The sequence below is a fragment of the Streptomyces sp. NPDC048671 genome (assembly GCF_055587045.1).
The window spans coordinates 20158-45717 of the sequence record NZ_JBVJHB010000015.1 but is presented as its reverse complement, the minus strand read 5'-3'; the positions used below and the strand labels follow the sequence as shown (position 1 = coordinate 45717).

Below are 25560 nucleotides of genomic sequence, written 5' to 3'. Positions count from 1 at the left end.
CATGCGCGCACCCATCGGCTCCTTCGAGGATGCCCGTCCCGCTGCCGAACGCCTCGAACTGCTCACCGCACCGGTGGCGGCAGCGGTCCGGGAGGGCTGGGGCGGTTTCCCCGCCGAGCAGATCATCCACGTCGACACGGACCCGGAGATCGCCGACACGGCGGCCTTCGTCGAGCACCACGGGGCCGATCTGCTGAGCCGGTCGGCCAACTGCGTCGTCGTGGCCGGCAAGCGCGGTGGCGACGTCACCCTGGCGGCCTGCCTGGTGCTGTCCCACTCCCGCGTCGATGTGAACGGGGCCGTCCGCAAGCACCTCGGCGTCCGCAAGGTGCGGTTCGCCCCGGTGGAGACGGCGGTCGGTGACACGGGCATGGAGTACGGCGGCATCACCCCCGTCGGACTCCCGGACAGCTGGCCCCTGTTGATCGACCCCGCCGTCGTGGACCAGGAATGGGTTCTGATCGGGAGCGGCAGCCGCCGGGGCAAACTGATCATGCCGGGCAAGGCGCTGGCGGCGCTGCCGGGCGCGGTCGTGGTCGAAGGTCTCGGTATCACGGGCTGAGGCAGTCGCCCGCGCCGCCGTGACGGTGCGCGGGCAGCCACCGGGTGGCGAAGCCGACCGCCTCGGGGAAGCGGAACAGGCGGCTCGGGGCCGAGCCGACCGAGCCGGCGGTGACGGCCGGGGCCCGGCCCGACCGCTCGAAGTCCGCGCCCAGGGCCGCGAAATCACTGTCGTCCAGGGCCACGTCCTCGTACTCCCACCACCGCCGCACGCCGCTGTCGCCCACCACGCAGCGGTAGGTGCGCCGGGGCGGGGACGGGACGCGGTACTCGGCGAGATGGAACGCGGTGCAGGAGCTGAAACCGGTCCCCAGCAGCAGGATCTGCGCCCGCAGCTCGTACAGCCGGGCCAGCGGGGATTCCTCGCCGAGATGGCAGTCGGGGCGGTGGCCGGCCACCACATGACCGGCCAGCGGGCCCGCGGCCGCGAACGACGTCTGCGGGTGCGCGCTGCGTACCGAGCCCGGTGACCGGCGCACCGTTTCGGCCAGGCGGCCCATCGACGGGGCGGCCGTGGTCGCCGGGTCGAACGCGGGCATGGCCGCCCGCACGGCCTCCCGCTCCCGGTCCCCGAGACCGCGGACGCGGGCGCGGTAGTGCGGGGAGGTGTCGGAGTTCTCCGGAGTGAAGGCCGGGACGACCAGCGTGCCCCGCGGTCCCAGCACATCCCGCAGGGCGCCGGCCACGGCGCGGACCCCGCCGTCCACCGCTCCCACGGCGCGCAGCGAGGCATGCACCATCAGGACGCCGCCCCGCTCCACGCCGAGCCGGGCCAGCTGTCCGGCCAGCCGGGCACGGGTGTGGGAAGCGCTCAGCACACGGAGGGCGGGAGCAGTACTCACAGCGGGTCATTGTTCCAGCCCGAAGCGGAATGTGACACCCCGCACATTCGGCCGACCGGCGGACCGGCGGACCGGCCGACGGGCGGACCCGAGGCTGTCCCTCAGCGCTCCAGCGCGGGGATCTCGATGGCGGGGCACCGGTCCATGACCATGTCGAGCCCGGCCGCACGGGTGCGTTCGTACGCCTTCTCGTCGATCACCCCGAGCTGGAACCAGACCGCGGAGGCGCCGATCGAGACCGCCTCGTCGGCCACCTGGCCGGCCAGCTCGCTGTTGACGAAGACGTCCACCACATCGACCGGGAACGGGATGTCGGCCAGCGAGGCGTAGCCGTCCTCGCCGTGCACCCGCTCCGCCTTGGGATGCACCGGGACCACCCGCTTCCCGAAGCGCTGAAGGACCTCGGCCACGCCGTAGGCCGCGCGGGAACGGTTGGCGGAGAGCCCCACCACCGCCCAGGTATCGCCCGTCCCGGTCAGGATTCTGCGGATCGTCTCCGTGTCTGCGTACATGATCCGGACAACGGACGGCCGCCCCGGACCATTCCCGTACCTGCGCATAGGCTGGCCGGATGCAGGAGCAGTACCGGACAGTCGCCCGAGCGGGCGTGCACGAGACCGAGATCAGCCGATCGCGTTTCATCTGCGCGCTCGCACCCGCCGCCACCGAACAGGAGGCGCAGGAGTTCGTCGCCCGCGTCCGCAGGGAACACCCGACCGCCTCCCACAACTGCTTCGCGTACGTGATCGGCGCCGACGCCTCCGTACAGAAGGCCAGTGACGACGGCGAGCCGGGAGGCACCGCCGGCGTACCCATGCTCCAGATGCTGACCCGCCGCGAGATGCGGTACGTCGTCGCGGTCGTCACCCGCTACTTCGGCGGGGTGAAACTCGGCGCGGGCGGGCTGATCCGCGCCTACGGGGGAGCGGTCGGCGAGGCCCTCGACGCGGTCGGCACGCTCACCCGGCAGCGGTTCCGCCTCGCCACCGTCACCGTGGACCACCAGCGGGCGGGCAGGCTGGAGAACGAACTGCGGGCCACCGGACGGACCGTGCGCGAGGTCCGCTACGCCGAGGCGGTGACCATCGAGATCGGGCTGCCGGACGCCGACGTCGCGGAATTCCGCCGCTGGCTGGCCGACGCGACGGCGGGCGAGGCGGAACTTGAGCTGGGCGGCGAGTCCTACGGGGACGCCTGAGTACTGTGGTGCGCGGGGGGTCAGGGGCAGGGCCGCGCGGGTGTGACGATCACCGGCCGCCGGGTCCGGGCCGCTCCGGAGCACAAGAGGTGCGGCCCCACGGGTGGAGGAAGCGAAACATGCAGGTCGGAGCCGGGTCTTGAGGATTTTGCACACATCGGACTGGCACCTGGGGCGGTCGTTCCACCGGGTCTCGCTGCTCGATGCCCAGGCCGCCTACCTCGACCACCTGGTCGCGACGGTCCGTGACCACGAGGTCGATGTCGTCCTGGTGGCGGGTGATGTGTACGACAGGGCGGTGCCGCCGCTCTCCGCCGTCCAGCTCTTCGACGACGCGCTGCACCGGCTCGCCGCGGCCGGTGTCCCCACCGTGATGATCTCCGGGAACCACGACTCGGCCCGCCGGCTCGGCGTCGGCGCCGGACTCATCGGGCGGGCCGGCATCCATCTGCGTACCGATCCCGCGCACTGCGCCACCCCGGTCGTGCTCGGGGACGCGCACGGCGACGTGGCGTTCTACGGGCTCCCGTATCTGGAACCCGCCCTCGTCAAGGACGTGTTCAAGGCCGAGCGGGCCGGGCACGAGGCCGTGCTGACCGCCGCCATGGACCTGGTCCGCGCCGACCTCGGAACGCGCGCGGACACCACCCGCTCCGTCGTACTCGCCCACGCCTTCGCCGCGGGCGGCGAGCCGAGCGACAGCGAACGCGACATCACCGTCGGCGGAGTGGCGTCGGTCCCCGCCGGGGTCTTCGACGGCGTCGACTACGTGGCGCTGGGACATCTGCACGGCTGCCAGACCGTCACCGAGCGCGTCCGGTACTCCGGGTCCCCGCTCGCCTACTCCTTCTCCGAGGCCGGCCACCGCAAGACGATGTGGCTGATCGACCTGGACGCCACGGGCGCGATCGCCGCGCGAAGGATCGATTGCCCGGTGCCCCGCCCGCTCGCCCGGCTCCGCGGCCGTCTCGACACCCTCCTCGACGACCCCGCCCTGGACCGGCACGAGCTCTCCTGGGTGGAGGCCACCCTCACCGACCCGGTCCGCCCGGCCGAGCCGATGGCCCGCCTCGCCGAGCGGTTCCCGCACACCCTCAGCCTCGCCTTCGAACCGGAACGGGCCCCCGAGGACCCGCGGACCTCCTACGCCGAGCGGCTGCGCGGACGCGACGACCAGAGCATCGCGGAGGACTTCGTGGCCCATGTCCGCGGCGGGTACGGCACCGACGAGCCGGAGCGGACGGTGCTGCGCGGCGCCTTCGACCACGTACGGGTCGACGACAGCGTGCGCGAGGTGAACCGATGAGGCTCCACAGGCTCGGCATCACCGCCTTCGGACCGTTCGGCGCCACTGAGGAGATCGACTTCGACGCGCTCTCCGCGGCCGGGATCTTCCTGCTGCACGGACCGACCGGTGCCGGCAAGACCTCGGTCCTGGACGCCGTCTGCTACGGGCTGTACGGCGCGGTGCCCGGCGCCCGGCAGAGCCCCGGAACCTCGCTGCGCAGCGACCACGCCCCGGCGGACCTGCTGACCGAGATCCGGCTCGAACTCACCGTCGGCGGGCGCCGCCTGGAGATCACCCGGAGCCCCGCCCAGACCCGCCCCAAGAGGAAGGGCGACGGCTACACCACGGAGAAGGCGCAGAGCCGGCTGCGCGAGTACGTCCCCGACGAGGGGTGGCGGGCGCTGAGCCGCTCGAACCAGGAGATCGGCGAGGAGATCACCCAGCTCATCGGGATGAGCCGGGACCAGTTCTGTCAGGTGGTCCTCCTGCCGCAGGGCGATTTCGCCCGCTTCCTGCGCGCCGACGCCGAGGCGCGCGGCAGACTGCTCGGCCGGCTCTTCGACACCCGTCGCTTCGCCGCGGTCGAGGAGCACCTCGCCGAACTGCGCCGGGCCGCCGGGACACAGGTGAGGGCCGGGGACGAGAGGATCCTCGCCGTCGCCCAGCGGATCGCCCAGGCGGCAGGGCCCGCAGCGGGCGAGCGCCCGTTGCCCGTCATCCAGCCGGGCGAACCGGGGCTCGCGGACGCCGTACTGGAATGGGCCGCGACGGCGCGCAGCAGCGCCCGGGAACGCCTCGACATCGCCGCGTCGGTGCTGACCGCGGCCGAGAGCCGGCAGACGGCCGCCCGGCTGGCCCTGGACGCCGAACGCGAACTGGCCGGGCTCCAGCAGCGGTACGAGGAGACCCGGCGGCGCGCCACCGCGGTGGAAGCCGGCCGTGCCGAGCACGATCAGGCACAGGAGCAGCTGAAGCGGGCCCGCAAGGCGGATCTCGTCGCCCCCGCGCTGGAGCTTCGCGAGGAGGCCGGGCGGGCGCACCGGCGGGCGGGCGCGGCCCGCGACCGCTCCCGGGCCGGGCTGCCCGGCGACCTGGCCGACGCGGGCGCCGACCAGCTGACGGCGCTGGAACGCGGACTCCGTGAGGAGCTCGGCGGTCTGGATGCCGCACGTCGTGCCGAGCGTCGCGGCGCCGAGATCGACAGCGAACGGACCGCGCTGGAACGGCAGGCCCGAGCGGACGACGAACTGATCCGGGACGCCGAGAGCTGGCTGGCCGGCTGGGAGGCCACCCGGAACGCTCTGCACACCCGCATCGAGGCGGCCCAGGAAGCGGCGACCCGCGCCGAACTCCTGGCCGGCCGGCTCGACCCGGCCCGCCGGCGGCTGGACGCGGCCCGGCGCCGGGACGCGCTGGCCGCACAGGTGTCGGACGCCGAGGAGCGCCTCGACACGGCTCGGGAGCGTGCCCTCGCCACCGGCGAGGCCTGGCTCGGCCTGCGCGAACGGCGGCTGCGCGACATCGCGGCGGAGCTTGCCCGGGAACTGGCCGACGGCGAGGCCTGCGCGGTCTGCGGCTCGCCCGACCACCCGCGGCCCGCCCGTGCCGGCGACGGACACGTCGACCAGGCCACCGAGGACGCCGCCGAGACTACCCACCGGCGCGCCGAGCAGGCGCGTACCGAGGCGGAGCACGCGCTCGCAGCCGTACGTGAGCGGCACGCGGCGGCTCGTGCGGAGGCCGCGGAGACCGGGGACGGACAGGCCGAGGACGCGGCGGGCGGCGCCGGAAAGACTGCGGGCGGCCGGGACCGGGCGGCCGAGCCGACGGTCGCAGCGCTCACCGGTCTCGTGGACACACTGACCAGGGAGCACACCGAGGCCTACCGGACCGCCACCGGGACGCACGCGGCGCGCGAAGCCCTCGCGGCAGCCGAACGCGAGCAGGAACAGCGGACCGGGGACCGGCAGCAGGCCGAACGCCGGGCCGCGGCCCGTACCTCGAGGCGCGAAGGCCTCGACGCCGAACAGGCGGCCCTGGAAGAGGTGCTGGCACAGGCCCGCGGCGGGTCGGGCAGCGTCACCGAGCACGCCGCCCTCCTCCAGCACCGGGTCGCCCTGCTCGACGAGGCGGCCGCGACGCTGCGTGAGGAGGAGAGCGCGGCGGCGCGGCTGAAGGAGGCCGACGACCGGCTCGCCGACGCGGCGTTCCGGGCCGGCTTCGACACCCCGCAGGACGCCGCCGGGACGAGGCTCCCCGACTCCCGGCAGCGAGAGCTCCAGCACCGGATCGACAGCTGGCAGGCCGAGGCCGCGGCCGTCGCCGACCGGCTCGCCGAGACGGACGCCCGCGCCGCCGCCGGCCGGCCCCCGGCCGCCCCGGACGCCGCACAGCCGGTGTACGACACGGCCGAACGGCTGCTGCGGGACGCGGCGGGCGCCCACACCGCGGCGCGGGAGCGCTGCACCGAACTCGGCCGGCTGTCCCGGCGCGCGGCGGACGAGGTACGTGGACTGGGACCGGTGCGCGAGGAGTACGAGCGGATCGCACGGCTCGCCGGGCTCACCGCCGGCACCTCGGCGGACAACGAACGCAAGATGCGACTGGAGTCCTACGTCCTGGCGGCCCGCCTCGAACAGGTGGCGGCCGCCGCCACCGCCCGGCTGCGGCGGATGTCGTCCGGTCGATACACCCTGGTCCACTCCGACGCCCGCACCGGTGGCCGCAGGGCGGGGCTCGGACTGCATGTCATCGACGCCTGGACCGGCCGTGAACGCGACACGGCCACGCTCTCCGGCGGCGAGACGTTCTTCGCCTCGCTCGCCCTGGCACTCGGCCTCGCCGACGTGGTCACCGACGAGGCCGGCGGCGTACGGCTGGACACCCTCTTCATCGACGAGGGTTTCGGCAGCCTGGACGACCAGACCCTCGACGAGGTGCTCGACGTGCTGGACTCGCTGCGGGAGCGGGACCGCAGCGTCGGCATCGTCAGCCATGTCGCCGACCTGCGCCGGCGCATCCCGGCCCAGCTCGAAGTGGTGAAGGAACGCCACGGATCCGCGGTGCGCCACCGGGCCGCGGACGGAGTCAGCGGCTGACCGGGCGAGCAGATCGACGCCCGGTACTCCGGCAAGCACCACGAACCCGGCGGCAGCGGCCAAGCCCTGACCGAGCCCGATGGCTTCCCGATCGGCGTGTTCGCGCAGCGGCTCAGGCGGGAAGTTCCGTGACGCCGAGGGCGAAGTCCCAGCCCCCCACCCCGTGGCGGGCGAGGCCCATCGTGAGCACACCTGCTCCTTCCAGCCAGTGCGCCATCTCCAGGCCACCGGCGTCCATCGGGCGCATCCCGAGGCTCTTGATGAACGCCGCCACGTCCGCCTTGGCCTGCACGTTGTCGCCGGCGATGAAGACGTCGGGCCGGCCGTTCTCCAGGACATGACGGAACACGGTGTTGAATCCCTTCACCACGCTGGCACTGGCCGGGGCCACCTTGGCGACTTCCTGCGCGATTGAGGTGACCTCGCGGTGAGCCAGACCGTCGGACGTGGAATTGAAGGGGTTGCTGATGTCGACGATGACCTTGCCCGCGAGGGCGCTTCCGTACTTGGCGACGGTCGGCACGACACTGTCGAACAACAGGGCCACGACGACGATGTCCCCGGCCGGGACGGCGCCCCACTCTCCCGTCGTGGCGCCGCCGCCGAGAGCCTCGGCCAGATCGGCGGCCTTGGCGTGATCGCGGCCCAGGACCTCGACGGTGTTGCCGCCCGCTACCGCCAGCGCGCCGATGGTACGGGCCATGTTCCCAGTGCCGATGATGCTGATGCTGCTCATGAGGTGTGCTCTCTTCCTTGTTCTCGGACTCTCGCTTTGTTTCGTTTGCGCCGAGCTATGCGCGGGTGCGCCCGCACATACCGGCGTGTGCGTTCAGATCGCCGTGGTGCCGCCATCGGTGGTCAGTTCCAGCCCGTTCACATAGCTTGAGTCGTCCGAGGCGAGGAACAGCGCGACCGTCGCGATCTCCTCGGGGCGGCCCATCTCGCCCCGCGGGATCAGGGACTCGAACTGCCGCTTCGTCTCCTGATCGAACAACTCCTCCTGCTTGGCGGTGGCGACCTGGCCGGGGGTCAGCACGTTCACCCGGATCCGCCTGTCCCTCAGCTCGTTCAGCCACACACGGGCCCAGGCCTGCTGCACGGCCTTGCTCCCCGCATACACACTCCACCCGGGGAAGCCCCTGAGCGAAGCGTTCGATCCGGTCATGAGGATCGAGGCACCGTCGTTGAGCAGCGGCAGCGCCTTTTGCACCGTGAACAGCGTGCCGCGCGCGTTCAGCCAGAACGCGCGATGGAACTGCTCCTCGGTGATCTCGCCGAGCTTGCCCGGCTCACCCGTCCCGGCACTCGCCCACAGCACGTCGATCGAGCCCTTTTCCCGCTTGACCGTCTCGTACAGACGGTCCAGGTCGTCCAGGTCGGCCGCGTCACCCTGCACGGCGGTCACGTTCCGGCCGATCACCTTGACGGCGTCATCCAGCGCCTCCTGCCGCCGCCCTGTGATGAAGACATGAGCCCCCTCCTCGACGAACAGCTTCGCGCCGGCCAGCGCCATGCCGGTCGACCCGCCCGTGATCACCGCAACCTTGCCATCGAGCTTTCCCATGACTGCTCCTTTGTACACCGAGTTGTGTACTTAACGTATCCGGCGACCAGTGGGAGCGCAAGCTATGTATACCGATCGGTACCGCGCTGGGTTATGATGAAGTCATGACGAAGCTGGAGAAGGGCCCCCAAGGCCGGCGCCGCGGCAGGGGTGCGCGCGAGCGCATCCTCAGCGCATCACAGCAACTGTTCCGCGCTCAGGGCATCAACCGCACGGGCATGGACCAACTCTGCGCAGTGGCCCAGGTCTCGAAGCGCACGGCCTACCAGCACTTCACCAGCAAGGACGAACTCGTCGCCGAATACCTGCGCCGCTTCGATCCCGACATCATGGCCGGAGTGTTCGACCGCGCCGACCTCACGCCCCGCGAACGACTCCTCGCCGTCTTCGAGGTCCCCACATCCGGCCCGGAGGAACTCACGCCCTTGTGCCCCTACATCGCGGCGACCGTCGAGATCCACGACCCCGAACACCCCGCGTCCCAATACGCACGCGACTACAAGCTCGCCATCGCCGCGCGGCTCGCTGAAACGGCCCGCGAAGCCGGCGCCGCCAACCCCGAACAGCTCGGCGAACAACTGGCGTTGCTCCTCGACGGCGCCTCGGCCCGCACCCGGGTCCTCAACGCCGAATCCTTCCCCACCGCCGCCGCCATCGCCGCCGTCCTCATCGACAACGCCCTCCCCGCGACGGACCGGGACCGGGGAAGCGCGAATGCAACGGTCGGGTAGCCGGAGGGTGCGACTCCCTCGGGCTACCCGACCGACGTAGGGGGCAAATGGTCGACGATCACGGTTTTCGCCAGGGGTAATTCAAGACGTGCGCTGGACGGACGGACGGACGGACGGACGGGCAGGCCGCGGAGAGCGGGTGCCACGGCGGTGTGGAGGGCGTCGGCGCGGTGGCGACCCGCTCACCGCGCCGGGTGGCTCCGAGGAGTGCGGCTGCTGACAGCGGCGGGCCGGGCCCGGGGTCCGCCCCCGGAGCCCGGCCCGCCGGCCCGGTCAGAGCTTCGACAGCTCGTCGACCAGATCGTCCAGACCCAGCGGCCCCTGCGAAAGGGCGGCCATGTGCCAGGACTTGAGGTCGAAGGAGTCCCCGTGCGCCGCGCGGGCGTTCTCCCGGCCGAGCAGCCAGGCGCGTTCACCCAGCTTGTAGCCGATGGCCTGTCCCGGCATCGAGAGGTAGCGGGTCAGCTCGCTCTCCACGAAGTCGGCGGGCCGGCCGCTGTGGTTGCCGAAGAACTCCTGGGCCAGCTCGGGCGTCCACCGCTCACCGGGGTGGAACGGGGAGTCGGCCGGGATCTCCAGCTCCAGGTGCATGCCGATGTCCACGATCACCCGGCAGGCGCGCATCATCTGCGCGTCCAGGTACCCCAGGCGGCGCTCGGCGTCGGGCAGGAAGCCCAGCTCGTCCATCAGCCGCTCCGCGTACAGCGCCCAGCCCTCGGCGTTGGCGCTGACGATGCCGATGGACGCCTGGTAGCGCGAGAGGCTCTCGGCGACATGGGCCCACTGGGCAAGCTGCAGGTGATGACCGGGAACGCCCTCGTGGTACCAGGTGGAGACCAGGTCGTACACCGGGAACCGGGTCTCGCCCATGGTCGGCAGCCAGGTGCGGCCGGGGCGGGAGAAGTCCTCGGACGGACCCGTGTAGTACGGCGCCGCGGCGCCGCCGGGCGGGGCGATCCGGGACTCCACCTTGCGGACCCGCTCGGCGAGTTCGAAGTGCGTACCGTCCAGGGCCTCGATCGCCTCGTCCATCAGCCCCTGCAGCCATGCCTGGACCTCGTCGACCCCCTCGATGTGCTTGCCGTGCACATCGAGATGGGCCAGCGCCTCCCAGGGGCCCGCGCCGGGCAGCACCTTCGCGGCCTCGGTCCGCATCTCGGCGAGCAGCCGGTGGTACTCGGACCAGCCGTACGCGTACGCCTCGTCGAGATCGAGGTCGGTGCCGTTGAAGTAGCGCGACCAGCGGGCGTACCGCTCACGGCCCACCACCTCGGGTGCGCCCTCGACGGCGGGGGCGTACGCTTCGCGCATCCACTGCCGCAGCTCCTCCAGCGCCTGCGCGGCCTGCCGGGCGCCGTCGTCGAGACCGGTGCGCAGGGCGGCCGGGCCCGCGGCCGCGAAGTCCTGGAAGAACCCCGTCGTACCGTCGCCGATCCACTCGTCGAGCTGGTCGATGAAGGTGGCCGTGGCGCGCGGACTGCCGTAGAGCTTGCGCTCCAGACCGAGCGCGAGCGACTCCCGGTAGCCGGCGAGCGCGGCCGGAACCGCACGGAGCCGGTCGACGACGGCCGCCCAGTCCTCGTCCGACTCGGTGGGCGTCACGGTGAACACCTCACGGACCGAGTGCGCCGGGGAGTGCAGGTTGGAGACGGCACGCAGCGACTCATCGGCCTCGTGGACGGCGAGTTCGGCCGTCAGCCGCTCACGAAGGAGGCGGCCGCAACGGCGCTCGGCGTCATCGGCCGCACCGGGCAGCTGTTCCGCGCGGTCGAGCCGGGCGAGCGTGGCGCGGGCCAGATCGGCCAGTGCTTCCTGGCCGGCGGGGGAGAAGTCGGGAAGGCGGCGCGAGCTTTCCGCGACACCGAGAAAGGTGCCGGAAATCGGGTCGAGTCGGATGAAAGCGTCGACGTAGGCGTCGGCGACCTGACGGGGCAGCGCGCTGCTAGGAGTGTCTGACATGTGGACATCCTCATACGGAGAGGGGTTCCCCGTCACTATCAATCGGGCTGTGAGGCCTGACATGTGCCCGGCCCGGCCGCTGTGGCCGAGGGCGGCAGCAGCGGTCCGCACTCCCACTGCTGGAAGATCAGCCGGGTCTCCACCCGGGCCACTTCGCGGCGCGAGGTGAACTCGTCCAGCACCAGCCGCTGCAGGTCGGCGGTATCGGCAACGGCCACATGGACCAGATAGTCGTCGGGACCGGTCAGATGGAAGAGCGCCCGGGACTCGGGCAGCGTCCTGATCCGTTCGACGAACGGGCCGATGAGCTCTCTGCGGTGCGGCCGGACCTGCACGGACAGCAGGGCCTCCAGCCCGCGCCCCATTCTGGCCGGATCCAGTCGCAGCTGGTGACCGAGGATGACGCCCGTGCGGCGCATCCGGGTGACCCGGTCCAGGCATGTCGACGGGGCGACCCCGACCTCGGCCGCGAGATCGCGGTAGGTGGTCCGGGCATCGTTCTGCAGCAGGCGCAGAATGTGCAGATCCACCGTGTCCAGGGCGATGGAATCGGTCATCTGCCGAACGTAGCACGGGCATCTGTCCAGATACCCCGGTGTCTGTTCAGAGTAGTGACATGGACACCGAATCCTCGATGGCGCCCCCGACCACAACCCGGACTAGGGCGCTGGCCACCGAAGCCGTGCACGCCGGACGCGACGACCTCGCGGCTCTCGGCCTGCACGCCCCGCCGATCGACCTGTCCACCACCTACCCCTCGTACGACTCCAGGGGCGAGGCGGCGCGGATCGACTCCTTCGCCACCACCGGCGCCCGGCTCGACGGGCCGCCGGTCTACGCCCGGCTCGACAACCCGACCACCGCCCGGTTCGAGACGGCCCTGGCCCGGCTCGAAGGGACCGCGAGCGCCGTGGCGTTCGCCAGCGGCATGGCGGCGCTCACCGCCGTCCTGCTGGCCCGCGCGAGCATCGGACTGCGCCATGTGGTGGCGGTCCGCCCGCTGTACGGCTGCAGCGACCATCTGCTCGGTGCCGGGCTGCTGGGCACCGAGGTGACCTGGACCGATCCGGCGGGCATCGCCGACACGATCCGGCCCGACACGGGTCTGGTCATCGTCGAGACCCCCGCCAATCCGACGCTCAAGGAGGTGGACATCCGGTCGGTCGCGCACTCCTGCGGCTCCGTGCCGCTGCTCGTCGACAACACCTTCGCCACACCGGTGCTCCAGCGGCCCGTCGAGCACGGTGCCCGGATCGTGCTGCACAGCGCGACGAAGTACCTGGGCGGCCACGGGGACGTGATGGGCGGAGTCGTCGCCTGCGACGAGGAGTTCGCGGCCCTGCTGCGCCAGGTGCGCTTCGCCACCGGCGGCGTGCTGCATCCGATGGCCGGATACCTGCTGCTGCGCGGTCTGTCCACGCTGCCGGTACGGGTGCGGGCCGCGTCCGCGAGCGCCGCGGAACTCGCCCGCAGGCTGGCCGCCGACCCGCGGATCGTCCGCGTCCACTACCCGGAACTGGGCGGTGCGATGGTTTCCTTCGAGGTCTTCGGGGACCCGCACCGAGTGATCGCCGCGGTACGGCTCATCACGCCCGCCGTCAGTCTCGGCAGCGTGGACAGCCTGATCCAGCACCCCGCCTCCATCAGCCACCGCATTGTGGACGAAGGAGACCGGAAGGCATCGGGAGTCGGCGACCGGCTGCTGCGCATGTCGGTCGGCCTGGAGGACGTCGAGGACCTCTGGGCCGATCTCTGCCAGGCGCTGAGCGGCGAGGAGCCCGTACGTCAGGGCTTCAGTGACGTGCCTGCTGATGCGGGGGCAGGGGCAGGGGCCGTACCGGAGTCGCGTTCAGCCGGGCGGTGATCACCAGGGTGCCCTCCTCGATCTGGTAGTCGAGCGGCAGCGAGAGCGCGCGCATGGCGGCGACCATGCCGGTGTTGGAAGCCCGGGTGACCGCGTAGACGCTCTCGCAGCCGGCCTCGACGGCGAGCGCCACCAGGCGGGCGAGCAGCTCGGAGCCGATGCCACGGCGCTGCCAGTCGTCCTCGACGAGCAGGGCGACCTCGGTCTCGTCGCCGTCCCACAGCAGATGGCCGAGGGCTACCAGCCGGCCGGAGGCCGTCTGCACGGCGAGGGTACGGCCGAAGCGCGGGCTCAGCAGGTGGTCGAGATAGCGGTCGGCGTCGCGGACCGGGCCGTGGTAGCGCAGCCGCAGCGTCTGCTCCGAGCAGCGCTCGTGCATGGCTCGGGCCGTTTCGAGATCGGCGCTGTCCGCCCGGCGCACGGTGATCTCGTTGCCCTCGGGCAGGGTGAGCACGTGCTCACCGCGCGGAACACGCGGGCCGAGCCGGGCGTCGAGCTCGACCAGGGCGCGCGCCCTGGCGAACTCCGTGGGCGTGAACGGAAGATAGGGCCGCTCCACGGTGATGACGCCGCCCGACGGGTCACGCAGCCGCATCACCGTCTCCTCCAGCACCCCTTCGACGGGCGCGGTCTCACCGGTGGCGCGTCCGGTGATCGACACGGCGGGCAGTGAGTGGATGGTGCACCGGCCGAGCAGTTGGCGCAGGGCGAGGGGGAGTTCGGCGGCATCCAGCGCGGTGCGGGTGGCGAGGCCGAGCACCCGGGTCGGAGCGTCCACCAGATCATGGGCGTCGGCGCGCTCGATCCAGGTGGAGCTGCCGCCCGCGGCGGAGATCGCCCGGGTCAGCTGCGCTGCCGGAAGCGTGGCGGGGGCGCGCAGCAGGAACTCGTCGACCGTGCCCTGTGCCAGCGGGTGCGTCTGAAGGGTGAGGATGTCGATCCGGTGCTGGGCCAGGACAGTGCAGAGCGCCGCCAGGCTGCCGGGGGCGTCCCTGACCGTGGTACGCATCCGCCACAGCGTCGTCTCCCCGGACCCGGTACCCGGTGCCGGGGAGACGGCCGCCGCGAGCGGCCGCGCGGCGGAGTCGTGCAGGCCGGACACCCCGTCGGTATCCGGCGGTGGCGCGTGGCTGTGCCGCCGCGCCCACCAGGTGTGGAACGCGGCAGTCGCGGTCAGCGCCAGGGCCGAGGCGATGAGCAGATATGGCCCGTCCGGCTGGTGCCCGATCAGGTTGGCGATGGCGTCGGCAACGGCGACCGCGGTGAACAGGGCGGCGAGTTCGATGAGATCCCGTCGCCAGTGGTGGGGGCGGCGGGCACTCTTCGCGGATGTCACATCAGTCATGCCTTCACTGTGACGGAGCGGTGTTGCCTGATCACGAACGCCTCGTGACCGATGGGTTAAGTGTGCATCTAGTTGCCTATTGTCTATTTTCGGCCGGTTGGCCAGGGTGTTCGAGCCATGCCCCGACCAGGGTTCAAGCAGCCGCCTGGCCCCGGGGGCCTCCGGCCGTGCCGCCTGCCGCACCAACTGCGTCGACCCGCCACGCGCGGCGGCCGCGCGGCCCCCGGCGTCATGGAAGCCGATCAGTGCAGGCCCCGCTGGGCCTCGGCCAGCAGACGCACACCACGTGCGATGTCCGCCGGCGCCAGGTGCGCGTAACCCATCACCAGGCTCACGGAACGGTCCGCTGGACGCACGGTTCCGCAGTCGCTCATCAGCCGCAGCGCGATCCCGGCACCGGCGGCACGGGCGGCGAAACCGGCCTCGGGACCGTACCGTTCGGGCAGCCGGGCGATGATGTGGAGCCCCGCGGCGATACCGCTGACCTCGGTGCCGGGGAAGTGCTCGGCCAGCGCGGCGGTCAGGATGTCGCGGCGCTCACGGTAGGCGCGCTGGCAGCGTCGCAGCTGACGGTCGTAGCCGCCCCGGGTGATGAAGTCGGCGAGTACCGCCTGGTCGACGGCAGGGTTGCCGAGATCCATCGTGCGTTTGCGGTCGACGATCTCGTCCGTCATCGACGCCGGTGCCAGCAGCCACCCCAGCCGCAGACCGGGTGCCAGCGACTTGCTCACCGACCCGGTGTACGCCACGTGCTCCGGATCCAGGCCCTGAAGGGCTCCGACGGGCGCCCGGTCGTAGCGGAAGTCACCGTCGTAATCGTCCTCCACGATCACCCCGTCGACGTCCCTCGCCCAGTCCAGAAGCAGACTGCGGCGGGCGGCGGAGTACGCGATTCCGGTGGGGAACTGATGGGCCGGGGTGGTCATCACGGCACGGACCCCGGAGCGCGCGAGCGGCTCGGTGGCCAGTCCTTCGCCATCGAGCGGCAGCCGGCAGGTGGCAAGGCCCGTGGAGGCGAAGAGAGAGGCGTGTTCGGGGCTCCCGGGATCCTCGACGCCGACCGTGCGCATCCCGCGTCCGCGCAGCACGAATCCGAGCAGGGTCGTCGCCTGCGCCACGCCCGAACAGACCAGCAGCCGTTCCGGATCTGCCACCACCCCCCGACGCCTCGTCAGCAGGGCCGCGAGGGCGATCCGCAGCTCGGGAAGCCCCCGTGGATCGGGATAGCCCAGGGCGCTGTGCGGCAGCCTGCCGAGCACCGAACGGTGCGTGGCGGCCCAGGCGCTGCGCGGAAAGAGCGAGAGGTCCGGGGTGCCGGGCCGGAAGTCGACGAGCGTGCCGGGCGCGCGAGGGGCGAGATCGCGGGCCCGGCCCGCCGCCGCCCGCACCGATCCGCTCACCCATGTTCCCGCCCCGCGTCCGCTGTGCAGATAGCTCTCGGCGGTCAGCTGCTCGTACGCCTCGGTGACCAGACCGCGTGAGAGACCGAGATCGGCGGCGAGTTCACGACTGGACGGAAGCCGTGTCCCCGGCGTCAGCCGGCCGGAACGGATCGCCTCGCGCAGCGCCGCCTGGAGGGCGCGACCGCGCCCGCGGGCCGGGGCGGACGCCGCCGGAAGCAGCAGCTCCCAGGCGGCGGAGACCGGCTCCCGGCCGCTGCCGCCGCTGTCCGGTGCTGGATTGGTCCCCGAAGACGTCATGGAAGTGGACCTTAAACCGGGCCGCCGCGCTGCCTAGCGTCGGTGCCATGAACGTGACCTATCTGCGCGGAGCCCTACTCGCCGCCATCGCCTGCACCCTCGTGGGTGCCTCCTTCACCGCCAACAGCGTGCTCGGCGACTACCCGTACGCGGGTGGCCAGGCGCTGCGCTACGGCCTGGCGGGCCTGCTGCTCCTGCCTCTTCTGCGGCGGGGCGGAGCGCCTGCGCCCGCTGCCACGCTGCGCACGCTCAGCGGCCGGCAGTGGGCGCGGCTGGCACTGCTCGCGGCTGTCGGAATGGTCGGCTTCAATCTGGCCGTCCTGGCCGCCGAGCGGAGCGCGGAACCTGCTGTTCCGGGAGTCTTCGTCGGGTGCGCCCCGATCCTCGTCGCGGTGCTCGTTCCGCTGCTGGACGGGCGTCGGCCGGCCCGCGCGGTGCTCTACGCGGCCGCGCTGGTCGCCGCGGGTGCCTTCACGGTCCAGGGCTGGGGCCGCACCGACACGGCGGGCATCGTCTGTTCCGTCGGTGCGCTGGCCGGTGAGGTGGGCTTCGCGGTCATCGCCGTACCCGTGCTGCGCCCGCTCGGCCCGAAACTGCTGTCCGCCACGGTCTGCGTGATCGCCGCCGCGGAGTCGGCCGCGCTGGGGCTGGTGCTGGACGGGGGAGGCTTCCTGCGGGTGCCGTCACCCGGTGAGACGGCGGCGCTGCTCTGGCAGGCCGCCGTGGTCACGGTCGTCGGATTCGTCTGCTGGTACATGGGCATGCAGCGCATCGGCGCCGAGCGCGCCACGCTCTTCTCCGGTCTGATCCCGGTCTCCGCCGCGCTCACCGCCCCGCTGGTCGGCACCGGTTCGTACGGTCTCGGGCAGGCCGCGGGCAGCTGTCTGGTCGGGCTGGGGGTGGCGCTGGGGTCGGGCGTTCTGCACCGGCGCCGGCCCGGTACGGACTCAGCGGCCGGTGTCGGGAATCACCCGGGCGACGAGAGCCGGGCCGTCGTTCACCGGGACCCGGTCGCGGCCCGGCAGCCGGACCGGCCGGGCGCCGGGGACGGTGTGCTCGGCCCGGACGCCCTGGCGGCGCAGGAGCAGCCGGTCGCTGCCGCACCACGCGATGGTCACCGCCGGCCCCGGCACACCATCGGTGAACAGGACATCGCGTCCGGCGGACAACGGCTCGTGGAACCCGGCGCGTCAACAACAACTACCGCCAGGTAGCTTGGAGTTCAAGAGGTCCGGGCGATTCGAACTGGACACCGTGCGGCGGGTCGGCTGGGATGGGACGGTGACAACCGACACCGTGACCGACGTCTTCGAAGAGCACCGGCCCGTACTCACCGGGGTGGCCTACCGGATGCTCGGCCGGATCGCCGACGCGGAGGACGTGGTCCAGGAGGCATGGCTGCGGTGGTCGTCCACGGTGCGGGAGGACGTGCGCGAACCGCGTGCCTTCCTCGTGAGGATCGTCACCCGCCTCGCCATCGACCGGCTGCGACAGCTCCGGACGCGGCGTGAGGCGTACGTCGGGCCCTGGCTGCCGGAACCCCTTGTCACCGACTTCGGCCCCGCCGTGCCCGACACGGCGGAGCAGGCCGTGCTCGCCGACTCCGTCTCCGTCGCGGTGCTCGTCGTCCTCGAATCGCTGTCCCCGCTGGAGCGTGCCGTCTTCGTCCTGCGCGAGGCCTTCGGCTTTCCGTACGGAGAGATCGCCGCGACGCTCGACCGGACCGAAGCGGCCGTCCGTCAGCTCGCCGGGCGCGCCCGGCGCCATGTGGAGGAGCGCAAGCCGCGCTACGACGTCGATCCCGTCCACCGTCGTGACCTCACGGAACGCTTTCTCGCAGCGGCCGCGGGCGGTGACATCGAGGCGCTGCTCGCGCTCCTCGCGCCGGACGTGCGGCTCGTCGGTGACAGCGGCGGGAAGTCGAAGGCGCCGCTGCGCATCCTGGAGAGTGCGGAAAAGGTCGGCCGCTTCCTCCAGGCCGTCGCCCACGAGCCGATCCCGGACCTGGAGGTCCGGAGCCTGGAACTGAACGGCGGACCGGCGCTGCTGGTCCTCATCGACGGAAAGCCCGATTCCGTCATGCAGATCGATGTGTGGGGCGGACTTATCCAATGTGTGTATATCGTTCGTAATCCTGACAAGCTCACCGGTTTCGGTGGCGCGTAGCCGACCGGATCCGCCGACTGCCTCAACCAACACATTCCCCTTCCGGCCGTCTCCGGCCGGCAGCCGCCCAGATCGCTCCCGAAGCCCCACGGACCTGCCCGGACGTGGGGCTTTGCGCTGCGCGATGCGAACCGGTCCACGAACGTCCTGTGAACGCTCTGCGGCAGAGCCCCGTTTCACAGCGTTACCGGCTAAGGATTGGTCTTGACCAAGGGGGTGTGCCGTCCTATGGTCGCAACGTTAAGACAGGAACCTTTAATAAATAACGTCGCGGAATAGCCGCTGGGCGATTGCGGAGGACAAGGGTGGGGACCACGCAGCTGGAATCGGTACCGGAGCCGAAGTACTGGCACCTCAAGACCGTGCTCAGTGAGGCACTCGACTCGGACTTTGCGGTGGGGGAGATCCTTCCCAACGAGCGGGAGCTCGCCGCCCGGTTCGGCGTCGCCCGTGCCACGCTCCGGCAGGCACTGGAGCAGCTCGAACTCGAAGGCAGACTGCAGCGCCGCCGGGGGGTCGGGACCACGGTCGCGCCGCCGCGAGTGGGCGTGGCCGTCTCCACCGCTCAGCACGACTGGAGCGGAGGCGGCGCGGGTGAGGCGTGGCAGCCGGTGGACTGCCAGACCGCGGTCGCACCTGTGGCGGTGGCCGGTGCGCTCGACGTGGGCAGCGACGAGCCCGTCCACGTCGTGCGCCGGATCCGGGCCTCCCACGGGCAGGCGGTCGCGGCGGAGCTGCTGTACGTGCCGGCGTCCTCGGTCCCCGAACTGTCCGCCATAGACACTCCGTCCGGCACCGCCAGGGCCCGCAGCGTCGTGCGTGAACTGCACCGGCTCGGGCTCGACGGCCAGGACCGCTCGGTGGAACTCGGTTCGGCCCGCGCGGACGATGCCAAGGAGCTCGACCGGCTTCCGGGGGCTCCCGTCCTCGTCGTCACCACCCGGTACCTCGCCGCAGGCGGCACGGCGGCCGTTTCCATCGCGACCTACCGGGCCGACACCTGCCGGCTCACCTTCGGCGACTCGGGCGACCTGGAGATCAGCCACCACGACCAGGAGCGCCAGGCGTCCTGACCGGCTTCCTCCCGGTCGCCCGCCAAGATCCGAACTGTTCGGCCCGTCGCACTCAGCGGCGGGCCGTCACCGTTCCCTCCACCGCGAAGAGCTGCTCCTCGACGTGGTCGAGTGCCAGCCTCAGCGCCCCCGTGGCCACAGCGGCTTCGCCGAGCAGCGACAGCGCCACCCGCGGGGGCCGAAGGCAGTAGCGGGCCAGCTCACCGCGGAGCGGGTCGAGCACTCCGTCGAGTCCGGCTGCCCACCCCCCGACGACCACCAGCTCGGGATCGAGTGCCAGCACCAGCGCCGCCACATCGTGGACCAGCCGCTGAATGAACCGCTCGACCGCCGCCTGCGCCTGCTCGTCGCCGTGCCGCGCCTTCGCGAACACGGCGGCCACCGCATGCTCGTCCAGCGGGTCCAGCGGCGTGTCCGTCGTGGACAGCAGCCGCTCCGGTGTGACGTCACGGCCGAGGAGGTGCAGCGCACCGATCTCGCCCGCCGCACCGCCGAAACCGCGGTGCAGCCGTCCGCCGATCAGGGAACCCGCTCCCGGACTCAGCCCCGCCAGCACGAACACGATGTCGTCGGACTCCGTGGCCGCGCCCTTCCAGTGCTCCGCGACGGCTGCGGCGTTCGCATCGTTCTCCACGAGAACAGGGCAGCGGAAGGACCGTCGCAGTCGCTCACCGAGCGCCAGGCCGGTCCAGTCCGGCAACGCGGTGCCCAGCCGGACGGTGCCGTCGGCCTCCACGATGCCCGGACTGCCGACCCCGACCGCCCGCAGGCTGCTGCGGGCCACACCCGTCCGCCGCAGGACTTCGGCGACCACGGTCCGCACCTTGTCGAGGCGGTCGTCGGCGCACGCGGTCTCCGACACATCACGTGAGCCGGCGCCGATGATCCGGCCGTCCAGACCCGACAGCAGCGCCGAGACCCGGTGCGGGCCGATCTCGATGCCCAGCAGATGCCCGGCCTCGGCACGGAACCGGAACCTGCGGGCCGGACGGCCCTGCCGTCGTGCCTCGGCACCGTCGGGCGCCGACTCGACGACCAGGCCGGCCTCGAAGAGCCCCTCGATGACACCCTCGACCGTCGGCCGCGACAGACCGGTGATCCGGGTCAGGTCCGTGAGGGTCGGGGAGCCGGCGCCCCTGAGAGCGTGCAGCACCACCGCGGAATTGATCCGACGCAGCAGCGACGGGTCCCCACCGGTCAGCCGGCCCACGGTGTGTCCTCCCAGCTCGTGCGCATGTCAGGCGGATGGTACTCGGTGCTCAGGGGCGGGGCGACTGCGGGACACAACGCGGTCCGGGAAGAACCGGAATCAGCTGCGGTTCAGCTGGGGGTGACGAATCCCGACTCGTACGCGGCGATGACCGCCTGGGTGCGGTCCCGGGCGCCCAACTTCGCCAGCACGCCGCTGACATGGGTCTTCACCGTCTCCACACCCACCACGAGCTTCGCGGCGATCTCGGCGTTGGACAGCCCCCGGGCCATCAGCCGCAGCACCGCGGCCTCGCGCTCGGTGAGCGAAGCCCGGTCCATGGTCTTGCGCGCCTTGCTCGTACCGTATTCGGCGGCGAGCTGCCGGACGGCCGCCGGGAACAACAGGGACTCGCCCTCCGCCACCAGCCGCACCGCATGAACGATCTCCGCGGGCCGGGCCCGCTTGAGGAGGAACCCGTCCGCCCCCGCGCGGAGCGCCTCGTACACGTACTCGTCGTTCTCGAACGTCGTCACCACCAGGATCTTCGGCGGATCGGGCACCGTGCGCAGCACCACCCGGGTCGCCTCGATACCGTCCATCAGCGGCATCCGGACGTCCATCGCCACGACGTCGGGGCGCAGCCGCCGCACCAGCGGGATCACCGCGGCGCCGTCCCCCGCCTCACCGACGACCTCGATATCGGGCTGGGCCTCCAGAACTGCACGCAGACCTGCGCGGACCAGGGGTTCGTCGTCGACCAGAAGAACGGTAACCGGCATCCGGTCAGCGTATGCGGTCCAGCGGAAGGCTCGCGTGCACCATCCATTCCCCTCCGTACAGTCCGGTCTTGGCATTTCCGCCCAGCAGGGCGGCTCTCTCGCGGATGCCCCGCAGCCCGCTTCCTCCCCCGGGTGTACCGGTCGAACCCGTGAACGGGTTGGTCACCTCCAAGTCCAGCCTTCCCTCCGCGACGGTGATACGGACCCGGACGGGGACGGTCCCCGAGTGCCGCAGGGCATTGGTGAGGGATTCCTGAAGGATGCGGTACCCCTCACGGGACACCGACCCCGGTACCTGTTCCAGCGGACCGGACACCTCGGCGTCGACCGTGGCCCCGGCACCCCGAGCGGAGTCCAGCAACCGGTCCGCCTCACTCAGCGACGGTCGTTGCCCTGGAGGCTTACCTGACTCGCGTAGCACCCTCAGTACCCGCTCCAGGTCTTCGAGCGCGTCACGGCCGGTCTCCTCGATCGCCACCAGGGCCCGTTCGGTGAACTCGGGGTCGCCCGCCGCCCTTGCGGCACCCGCCTGCACCACGGCCACTGTCAGGGCATGCCCGATCGAGTCGTGCAGCTCCCGCGCGATCCGATTGCGTTCGAGGAGCTGCTCGGTGCGCTCCTCCAGCGCTGTCAGCCGCTGGACCGGCGTCGGGCCCAGCAGCCAACGGGCGGCCGCGGTGATCAGCTCCCCACAGCCCACGATCACGGCGAGCATGATGAGCAGGGGAACAGGAGCAAGGACCGCAGCCCACCAGTGCGCTCCGAGTCCGGAGGCGAACCATTCGTCGCTCGGTCTCGACCCCAGCGCTGAGCGGACGAGGTCGAACGCTGTGGCCGGCAGCCACACCGTGGCGAGGCCGGCCAGGCCCGCGCACAGCAGCCGCACCTCCAGCCAGAGCGCGGTCCGCCAGCGCTCGGACCAAGAGGTTGACGGCGCCACCGAGATGGTCGCGTCGGGGGCGCCGCGCTCCGCGGGTGTGAGCAACAGCTGCGCCTGGATCCCCTCGGCGAGCCGCATACCGGGTATCAGGCCGACGAGCGCCGCGAGGACGACGGGCACCCACGGCGTGTCCATCGAGATGAACAGCCACACGCTCACGACGGCGGACGGCATGAGCAGATGCAGCCAGCGGGTGTAGGTGACCTGTGCGGCCAACGGGTGGAGGAAGCGGAGCATGCCGCCCATCGTGCCAGCGTGCTCGGGTGCGGCGGCTCCCCCGAGCGAGGGAGACGATCCACTCCGTCGGGGGAGGACCGTCGCCGGCGGGGCCGCGAGGCTGAGGACATGACCAGCATCGATGTCCACGAGCTCACGAAGGACTACGGCGCGACCCGCGCTGTGGACCACCTCACGTTCAGCGTGCGGCCCGGCCGGGTCACCGGATTCCTCGGGCCCAACGGGGCGGGCAAGTCCACCACCATGCGGCTGGTCCTCGGGCTGCACAGGCCCACAGCGGGCACCGCCACCATCGGCGGGCAGGCGTATGCCGCCCTGGACGAGCCGCTGCGCCACGTCGGGGTACTCCTCGATCCGCAGGCCGCTCACGGTTCGCGGACGGCCCGCAACCACCTGCTGACGCTCGCGACGAGCAATGGCATGGGCCCCGGCAGGGTCGACGAGGTGCTGGAGGAGGCAGGCCTCGCCCAGGTCGGCGGACGCCGGATCAAGACGTTCTCTCTCGGCATGCGCCAGCGGCTCGGTATAGCGGCGGCGCTGCTCGGTGACCCGGAGGTGGTCATGCTGGACGAGCCGTCGAACGGGCTGGATCCGGAGGGCATCGTCTGGATCCGGGAACTGATGAAGCGGCTCGCCCGGGAGGGCCGCACGGTGCTCGTCTCCAGTCACCTGATGAACGAGACGTCGTCGTTCGCCGACCACTTGATCGTGCTCGGGCGGGGGCGGCTCCTCATCGATCTGCCGATGCAGGAATTCCTCGACTCCCGCAGCCGGCCCAGGGTGCGGATGCGCACGGCCGAATCCTCCCGGCTCGGTGAGGTGTTGACACGCAAGGGCTACCGGGCCGCGCAGGGCGAGGACGGCCGTTGGACCGTCGAGGGCGCGAAAGCGGAGGAGATCGGAGCGATGGCGGCCAGCGAGGGCATCGCGGTACTGGAGCTCATAGACGAGCAGGCCACGTTGGAACAGGCCTACCTGGACCTCACCGCCGGTGCCGCGGAATTCGCTTCCGCCGCTGTCGCGCCCGCCACCCGTCAGGAGGCCTGACCATGCAGACAACAGCAGTCCTGCGTTCCGAGTGGATCAAGATCAGATCGGTGCGCTCCATCTCGGGATCCCTGATCGCCGTCTTCCTCGTCACGATGGTCGTCACGGTGCTCACCTTTGCCACCGTCGGTCAGGCCGAGGCGGACAACGCGGACGCCGAACTCGTCTTCGGCGCCTTCTACGCGCTGAACTTCGGTCAGATCGCGGCCATCAGCTTCGGTGCGACTGCGATTTCGTCCGAGTACCTCAATGGCGCGCTGCGCATGTCGCTCGCGGCCGTTCCGCGCCGCACCCACTTCTACACGGTCAAGATGTCACTCGTCGGAGGGGCGGCGCTGGCGGTAGGCCTCATCACCGCCTTTGCTTCGTTTCTGGTGGGGCAGCTGTTCATGGGGGAGTACGCCATCGGGCTGGGGGAACCAGGCGCCCTGCGGGCGGCGTTCGGAGGCGGGATATATCTGGCCCTGATGGCCCTCTTCGCGGCGGGGCTGACGGTCTTGCTGCGCAGCGCGGTTGCCGTGCTCAGTCTGCTCATCCCCTTTATCCTGATCGTCTCGTTCGTAGTCGGGGACATCGCGGGCAGTGCGGCGGATTATCTGCCCGACCGGGCCGGACAGTTGGTGCTGCACCAGCACCCGGAAGGCAGCCTCGGACCCTGGACAGGACTGGCCGTCACCGCGGCCTGGGCGGCGGCGGCTCTGTTGGCCGGATGGTGGGCGCTGAGACGCCGCGACGCCTGAGCGGTGCCGTCCCGCAAGGACGTCGGGACCCTGTGGCGTAGGGACGCTGAGGTGCCGGCACCGTGGCGCCGGGACGCTGAGGTGCCGGGACGAGGTGGTTGAAATCGGCTCAAAGCATGGGGCGAGGCTTCGGTTGTCAGTGCAGGGCGGTTTACTGACGGCATGACCACCGCACATCAGCTCCGCCTCATCGACGGGATGCGCGCCCAGGAGTTTCCCGTGGAGCGCGTCCGATCGGGCACGGGAGTCAGCGGGCCCGGCTATCACACCGCGTTCCTGCACGCGGACGACGATGCCTGGGACGAGGACGAGGACGAGGCGGCGCGGCTGGAGCACCGGGCGCAGTGTCTCGCGGAGCATGACGCGCTGATCACCTTGCTCGGTGCGCGCTGGGGGGAGCCGCAGATGATCAGTCTGTGGAGCGCGCAGGAGCGCATGATGTCCGGCGAGGTGATACCCGATCCCTGGGCCGAGACAGCCGCGGGCTGCGAATACTTCCGGCTCTGGCACATCGAGGAACGGTGGATCGCCCTGGGTCTCTGTCTGGAGAAGGACGGGCCCGGGTGCGAGCTGACCGTCGTGGTGACGGAGATAGACCCGCCGTGAGGCGGGTGGATCGCTTCAGCCGGGTCCCAGTGCCGGCAACCTCGCCTTGGTAGTCAGGCCCCGGCGGTGTCGGTGAGCGGGTCCGCGGCGACGGCCGCGCGGAGCCGTCCGTACTCCTCGGCCATCGTCTGAGCGGTCCAGTGGGCGTTGAGGCCGCTGGGGTTGGGCAAGGCCCAGACGTGGGCTCCGCCGATCATCCGGTTCTGTGGTCCGATTTGGGCACGGCGTTCACCGAATGCCGTCCGGTACGCCGTAATGCCGACCACCGCCAGCCACTGTGGCCGCAGCCGTTCCACCTTCGCGGTGAGGATCTCTCCCCCCGCACGGAACTCCTCAGCGGTGAGTTCGTCGGCTCGGGCCGTGGCTCTGGCGACCACGTTGGTGATGCCGAGCCGGTACTGGAGCAGTTCGGACTGTTCGGAGGGCCTCAACTGCCTCGACGTGAAACCCGACAGATGGAGTACCGGCCAGAAGCGATTGCCGGGGAAGGCGAAGTGGTGGCCCGTGGCACCAGTCATCAGGCTCGGATTGATTCCGCAGAACAGTACGCGCAGGCCACCCGCGACCACATCGGGAACAGTGCGGTCACGGGCGGCCTGGAGCTCATCGGGTGTCATCGTTTGGTGGCGA

The 25560-nt window shown here is 71.5% G+C and carries 24 protein-coding genes; 12 read left to right on the top strand and 12 right to left on the bottom strand.

The window, feature by feature from the left end:
* Nucleotide 1 precedes the first annotated feature (1 nt).
* On the top strand, nucleotides 2-562 hold the full coding sequence (locus tag ACZ6S6_RS28260) for a YbaK/EbsC family protein (RefSeq protein ID WP_362964617.1): 561 nt from the start codon (nucleotides 2-4) through the stop codon (nucleotides 560-562).
* On the opposite strand, the gene ACZ6S6_RS28255 is transcribed toward ACZ6S6_RS28260, so the two are convergent.
* Together ACZ6S6_RS28255 and ACZ6S6_RS28250 are read right to left on the bottom strand one after the other, a co-directional pair.
* A complete protein-coding gene (locus ACZ6S6_RS28255; protein ID WP_469707362.1) occupies nucleotides 552-1403 on the bottom strand; it encodes an AAC(3) family N-acetyltransferase in 852 nt (283 codons plus the stop codon). The genes ACZ6S6_RS28260 and ACZ6S6_RS28255 overlap by 11 nt on opposite strands.
* A gap of 101 nt (nucleotides 1404-1504) precedes the next feature.
* The gene (locus ACZ6S6_RS28250) at nucleotides 1505-1915 is read right to left on the bottom strand and encodes a CoA-binding protein (protein WP_362964619.1); all 411 of its coding nucleotides are present in this window, start codon (nucleotides 1913-1915) and stop codon (nucleotides 1505-1507) included.
* Nucleotides 1916-1974: 59 nt separating this feature from the next.
* Here ACZ6S6_RS28250 and ACZ6S6_RS28245 point away from each other — a divergent pair, with 59 nt between their 5' ends.
* The 3 genes from ACZ6S6_RS28245 to ACZ6S6_RS28235 all read left to right on the top strand — a co-directional run bounded on the left by ACZ6S6_RS28245 (nucleotide 1975) and on the right by ACZ6S6_RS28235 (nucleotide 6987).
* Nucleotides 1975-2601: a YigZ family protein gene (locus tag ACZ6S6_RS28245; RefSeq protein ID WP_362964621.1), complete on the top strand. Its 627-nt coding sequence runs from the start codon at nucleotides 1975-1977 to the stop codon at nucleotides 2599-2601.
* Nucleotides 2602-2740: 139 nt separating this feature from the next.
* The gene (locus ACZ6S6_RS28240; RefSeq protein WP_469707358.1) at nucleotides 2741-3907 is read left to right on the top strand and encodes an exonuclease SbcCD subunit D; all 1167 of its coding nucleotides are present in this window, start codon (nucleotides 2741-2743) and stop codon (nucleotides 3905-3907) included.
* Nucleotides 3904-6987 carry an AAA family ATPase gene (locus ACZ6S6_RS28235; RefSeq protein WP_469707356.1) on the top strand — a complete coding sequence of 1028 codons (3084 nt, stop codon included), beginning with the start codon at nucleotides 3904-3906 and terminating at the stop codon, nucleotides 6985-6987. Before ACZ6S6_RS28240 ends, ACZ6S6_RS28235 begins: the two co-directional genes overlap by 4 nt.
* Nucleotides 6988-7099: 112 nt before the next feature.
* Here the strand turns inward: ACZ6S6_RS28235 and ACZ6S6_RS28230 are convergent, their stop codons facing one another.
* Together ACZ6S6_RS28230 and ACZ6S6_RS28225 are read right to left on the bottom strand one after the other, a co-directional pair.
* The gene (locus ACZ6S6_RS28230; RefSeq protein WP_469707355.1) at nucleotides 7100-7723 is read right to left on the bottom strand and encodes an NADPH-dependent F420 reductase; all 624 of its coding nucleotides are present in this window, start codon (nucleotides 7721-7723) and stop codon (nucleotides 7100-7102) included.
* Between the two features lie 93 nt (nucleotides 7724-7816).
* Nucleotides 7817-8551: an SDR family NAD(P)-dependent oxidoreductase gene (locus ACZ6S6_RS28225; RefSeq protein WP_469707352.1), complete on the bottom strand. Its 735-nt coding sequence runs from the start codon at nucleotides 8549-8551 to the stop codon at nucleotides 7817-7819.
* Nucleotides 8552-8655: 104 nt separating this feature from the next.
* On the opposite strand from ACZ6S6_RS28225, the gene ACZ6S6_RS28220 reads away from it, so the two are divergent.
* Nucleotides 8656-9282, top strand: a complete 627-nt coding sequence (locus ACZ6S6_RS28220; RefSeq protein WP_469707350.1) for a TetR/AcrR family transcriptional regulator — start codon at nucleotides 8656-8658, stop codon at nucleotides 9280-9282.
* 273 nt (nucleotides 9283-9555) lie between these two features.
* On the opposite strand, the gene ACZ6S6_RS28215 is transcribed toward ACZ6S6_RS28220, so the two are convergent.
* Nucleotides 9556-11241, bottom strand: coding sequence for a DUF885 domain-containing protein (locus ACZ6S6_RS28215; protein WP_469707348.1), 1686 nt, complete (start codon nucleotides 11239-11241; stop codon nucleotides 9556-9558).
* 38 nt (nucleotides 11242-11279) lie between these two features.
* Nucleotides 11280-11798, bottom strand: a complete 519-nt coding sequence (locus ACZ6S6_RS28210; RefSeq protein ID WP_362964635.1) for an Lrp/AsnC family transcriptional regulator — start codon at nucleotides 11796-11798, stop codon at nucleotides 11280-11282.
* 59 nt (nucleotides 11799-11857) lie between these two features.
* On the opposite strand from ACZ6S6_RS28210, the gene ACZ6S6_RS28205 reads away from it, so the two are divergent.
* The gene (locus ACZ6S6_RS28205; protein ID WP_469707345.1) at nucleotides 11858-13105 is read left to right on the top strand and encodes a trans-sulfuration enzyme family protein; all 1248 of its coding nucleotides are present in this window, start codon (nucleotides 11858-11860) and stop codon (nucleotides 13103-13105) included.
* On the opposite strand, the gene ACZ6S6_RS28200 is transcribed toward ACZ6S6_RS28205, so the two are convergent.
* Nucleotides 13035-14441: a GNAT family N-acetyltransferase gene (locus tag ACZ6S6_RS28200; protein ID WP_362964684.1), complete on the bottom strand. Its 1407-nt coding sequence runs from the start codon at nucleotides 14439-14441 to the stop codon at nucleotides 13035-13037. The genes ACZ6S6_RS28205 and ACZ6S6_RS28200 overlap by 71 nt on opposite strands.
* Nucleotides 14442-14692: 251 nt before the next feature.
* Nucleotides 14693-16150, bottom strand: coding sequence for a MocR-like pyridoxine biosynthesis transcription factor PdxR (gene pdxR, locus ACZ6S6_RS28195; protein ID WP_469707343.1), 1458 nt, complete (start codon nucleotides 16148-16150; stop codon nucleotides 14693-14695).
* A 47-nt stretch (nucleotides 16151-16197) separates the two neighbouring features.
* Between pdxR and ACZ6S6_RS28190 the strand changes: the two genes are divergently transcribed.
* From ACZ6S6_RS28190 to ACZ6S6_RS28180, 3 genes are all read left to right on the top strand, one after another.
* The gene (locus ACZ6S6_RS28190) at nucleotides 16198-17364 is read left to right on the top strand and encodes a DMT family transporter (RefSeq protein WP_469707341.1); all 1167 of its coding nucleotides are present in this window, start codon (nucleotides 16198-16200) and stop codon (nucleotides 17362-17364) included.
* A 67-nt stretch (nucleotides 17365-17431) separates the two neighbouring features.
* Nucleotides 17432-18316 (top strand): RNA polymerase sigma-70 factor, encoded by an 885-nt coding sequence (locus ACZ6S6_RS28185; RefSeq protein ID WP_469707339.1) that lies wholly within the window; start codon nucleotides 17432-17434, stop codon nucleotides 18314-18316.
* A 305-nt stretch (nucleotides 18317-18621) separates the two neighbouring features.
* The gene (locus tag ACZ6S6_RS28180) at nucleotides 18622-19389 is read left to right on the top strand and encodes a GntR family transcriptional regulator (protein ID WP_362964645.1); all 768 of its coding nucleotides are present in this window, start codon (nucleotides 18622-18624) and stop codon (nucleotides 19387-19389) included.
* 52 nt (nucleotides 19390-19441) lie between these two features.
* Here ACZ6S6_RS28180 and ACZ6S6_RS28175 read toward each other — a convergent pair whose 3' ends face one another.
* The 3 genes from ACZ6S6_RS28175 to ACZ6S6_RS28165 all read right to left on the bottom strand — a co-directional run bounded on the left by ACZ6S6_RS28175 (nucleotide 19442) and on the right by ACZ6S6_RS28165 (nucleotide 22537).
* Nucleotides 19442-20599, bottom strand: coding sequence for an ROK family transcriptional regulator (locus ACZ6S6_RS28175; protein ID WP_362964647.1), 1158 nt, complete (start codon nucleotides 20597-20599; stop codon nucleotides 19442-19444).
* Between the two features lie 110 nt (nucleotides 20600-20709).
* Entirely contained in the window at nucleotides 20710-21360 is a 651-nt protein-coding gene (locus ACZ6S6_RS28170; protein WP_362964649.1) for a response regulator transcription factor, read from the bottom strand.
* Nucleotides 21361-21364: 4 nt separating this feature from the next.
* On the bottom strand, nucleotides 21365-22537 hold the full coding sequence (locus tag ACZ6S6_RS28165; RefSeq protein ID WP_469707572.1) for a sensor histidine kinase: 1173 nt from the start codon (nucleotides 22535-22537) through the stop codon (nucleotides 21365-21367).
* Between the two features lie 108 nt (nucleotides 22538-22645).
* Here ACZ6S6_RS28165 and ACZ6S6_RS28160 point away from each other — a divergent pair, with 108 nt between their 5' ends.
* From ACZ6S6_RS28160 to ACZ6S6_RS28150, 3 genes are all read left to right on the top strand, one after another.
* Nucleotides 22646-23584, top strand: coding sequence for an ABC transporter ATP-binding protein (locus ACZ6S6_RS28160; RefSeq protein WP_469707336.1), 939 nt, complete (start codon nucleotides 22646-22648; stop codon nucleotides 23582-23584).
* Between the two features lie 2 nt (nucleotides 23585-23586).
* Nucleotides 23587-24324 carry an ABC transporter permease gene (locus ACZ6S6_RS28155; RefSeq protein WP_469707334.1) on the top strand — a complete coding sequence of 246 codons (738 nt, stop codon included), beginning with the start codon at nucleotides 23587-23589 and terminating at the stop codon, nucleotides 24322-24324.
* A gap of 162 nt (nucleotides 24325-24486) precedes the next feature.
* Complete coding sequence (locus ACZ6S6_RS28150) at nucleotides 24487-24930, top strand: hypothetical protein (RefSeq protein WP_362964655.1); 444 nt, start codon at nucleotides 24487-24489, stop codon at nucleotides 24928-24930.
* A gap of 53 nt (nucleotides 24931-24983) precedes the next feature.
* Here the strand turns inward: ACZ6S6_RS28150 and mug are convergent, their stop codons facing one another.
* A complete protein-coding gene (gene mug, locus ACZ6S6_RS28145) occupies nucleotides 24984-25547 on the bottom strand; it encodes a G/U mismatch-specific DNA glycosylase (RefSeq protein WP_469707332.1) in 564 nt (187 codons plus the stop codon).
* Nucleotides 25548-25560 lie beyond the last annotated feature (13 nt).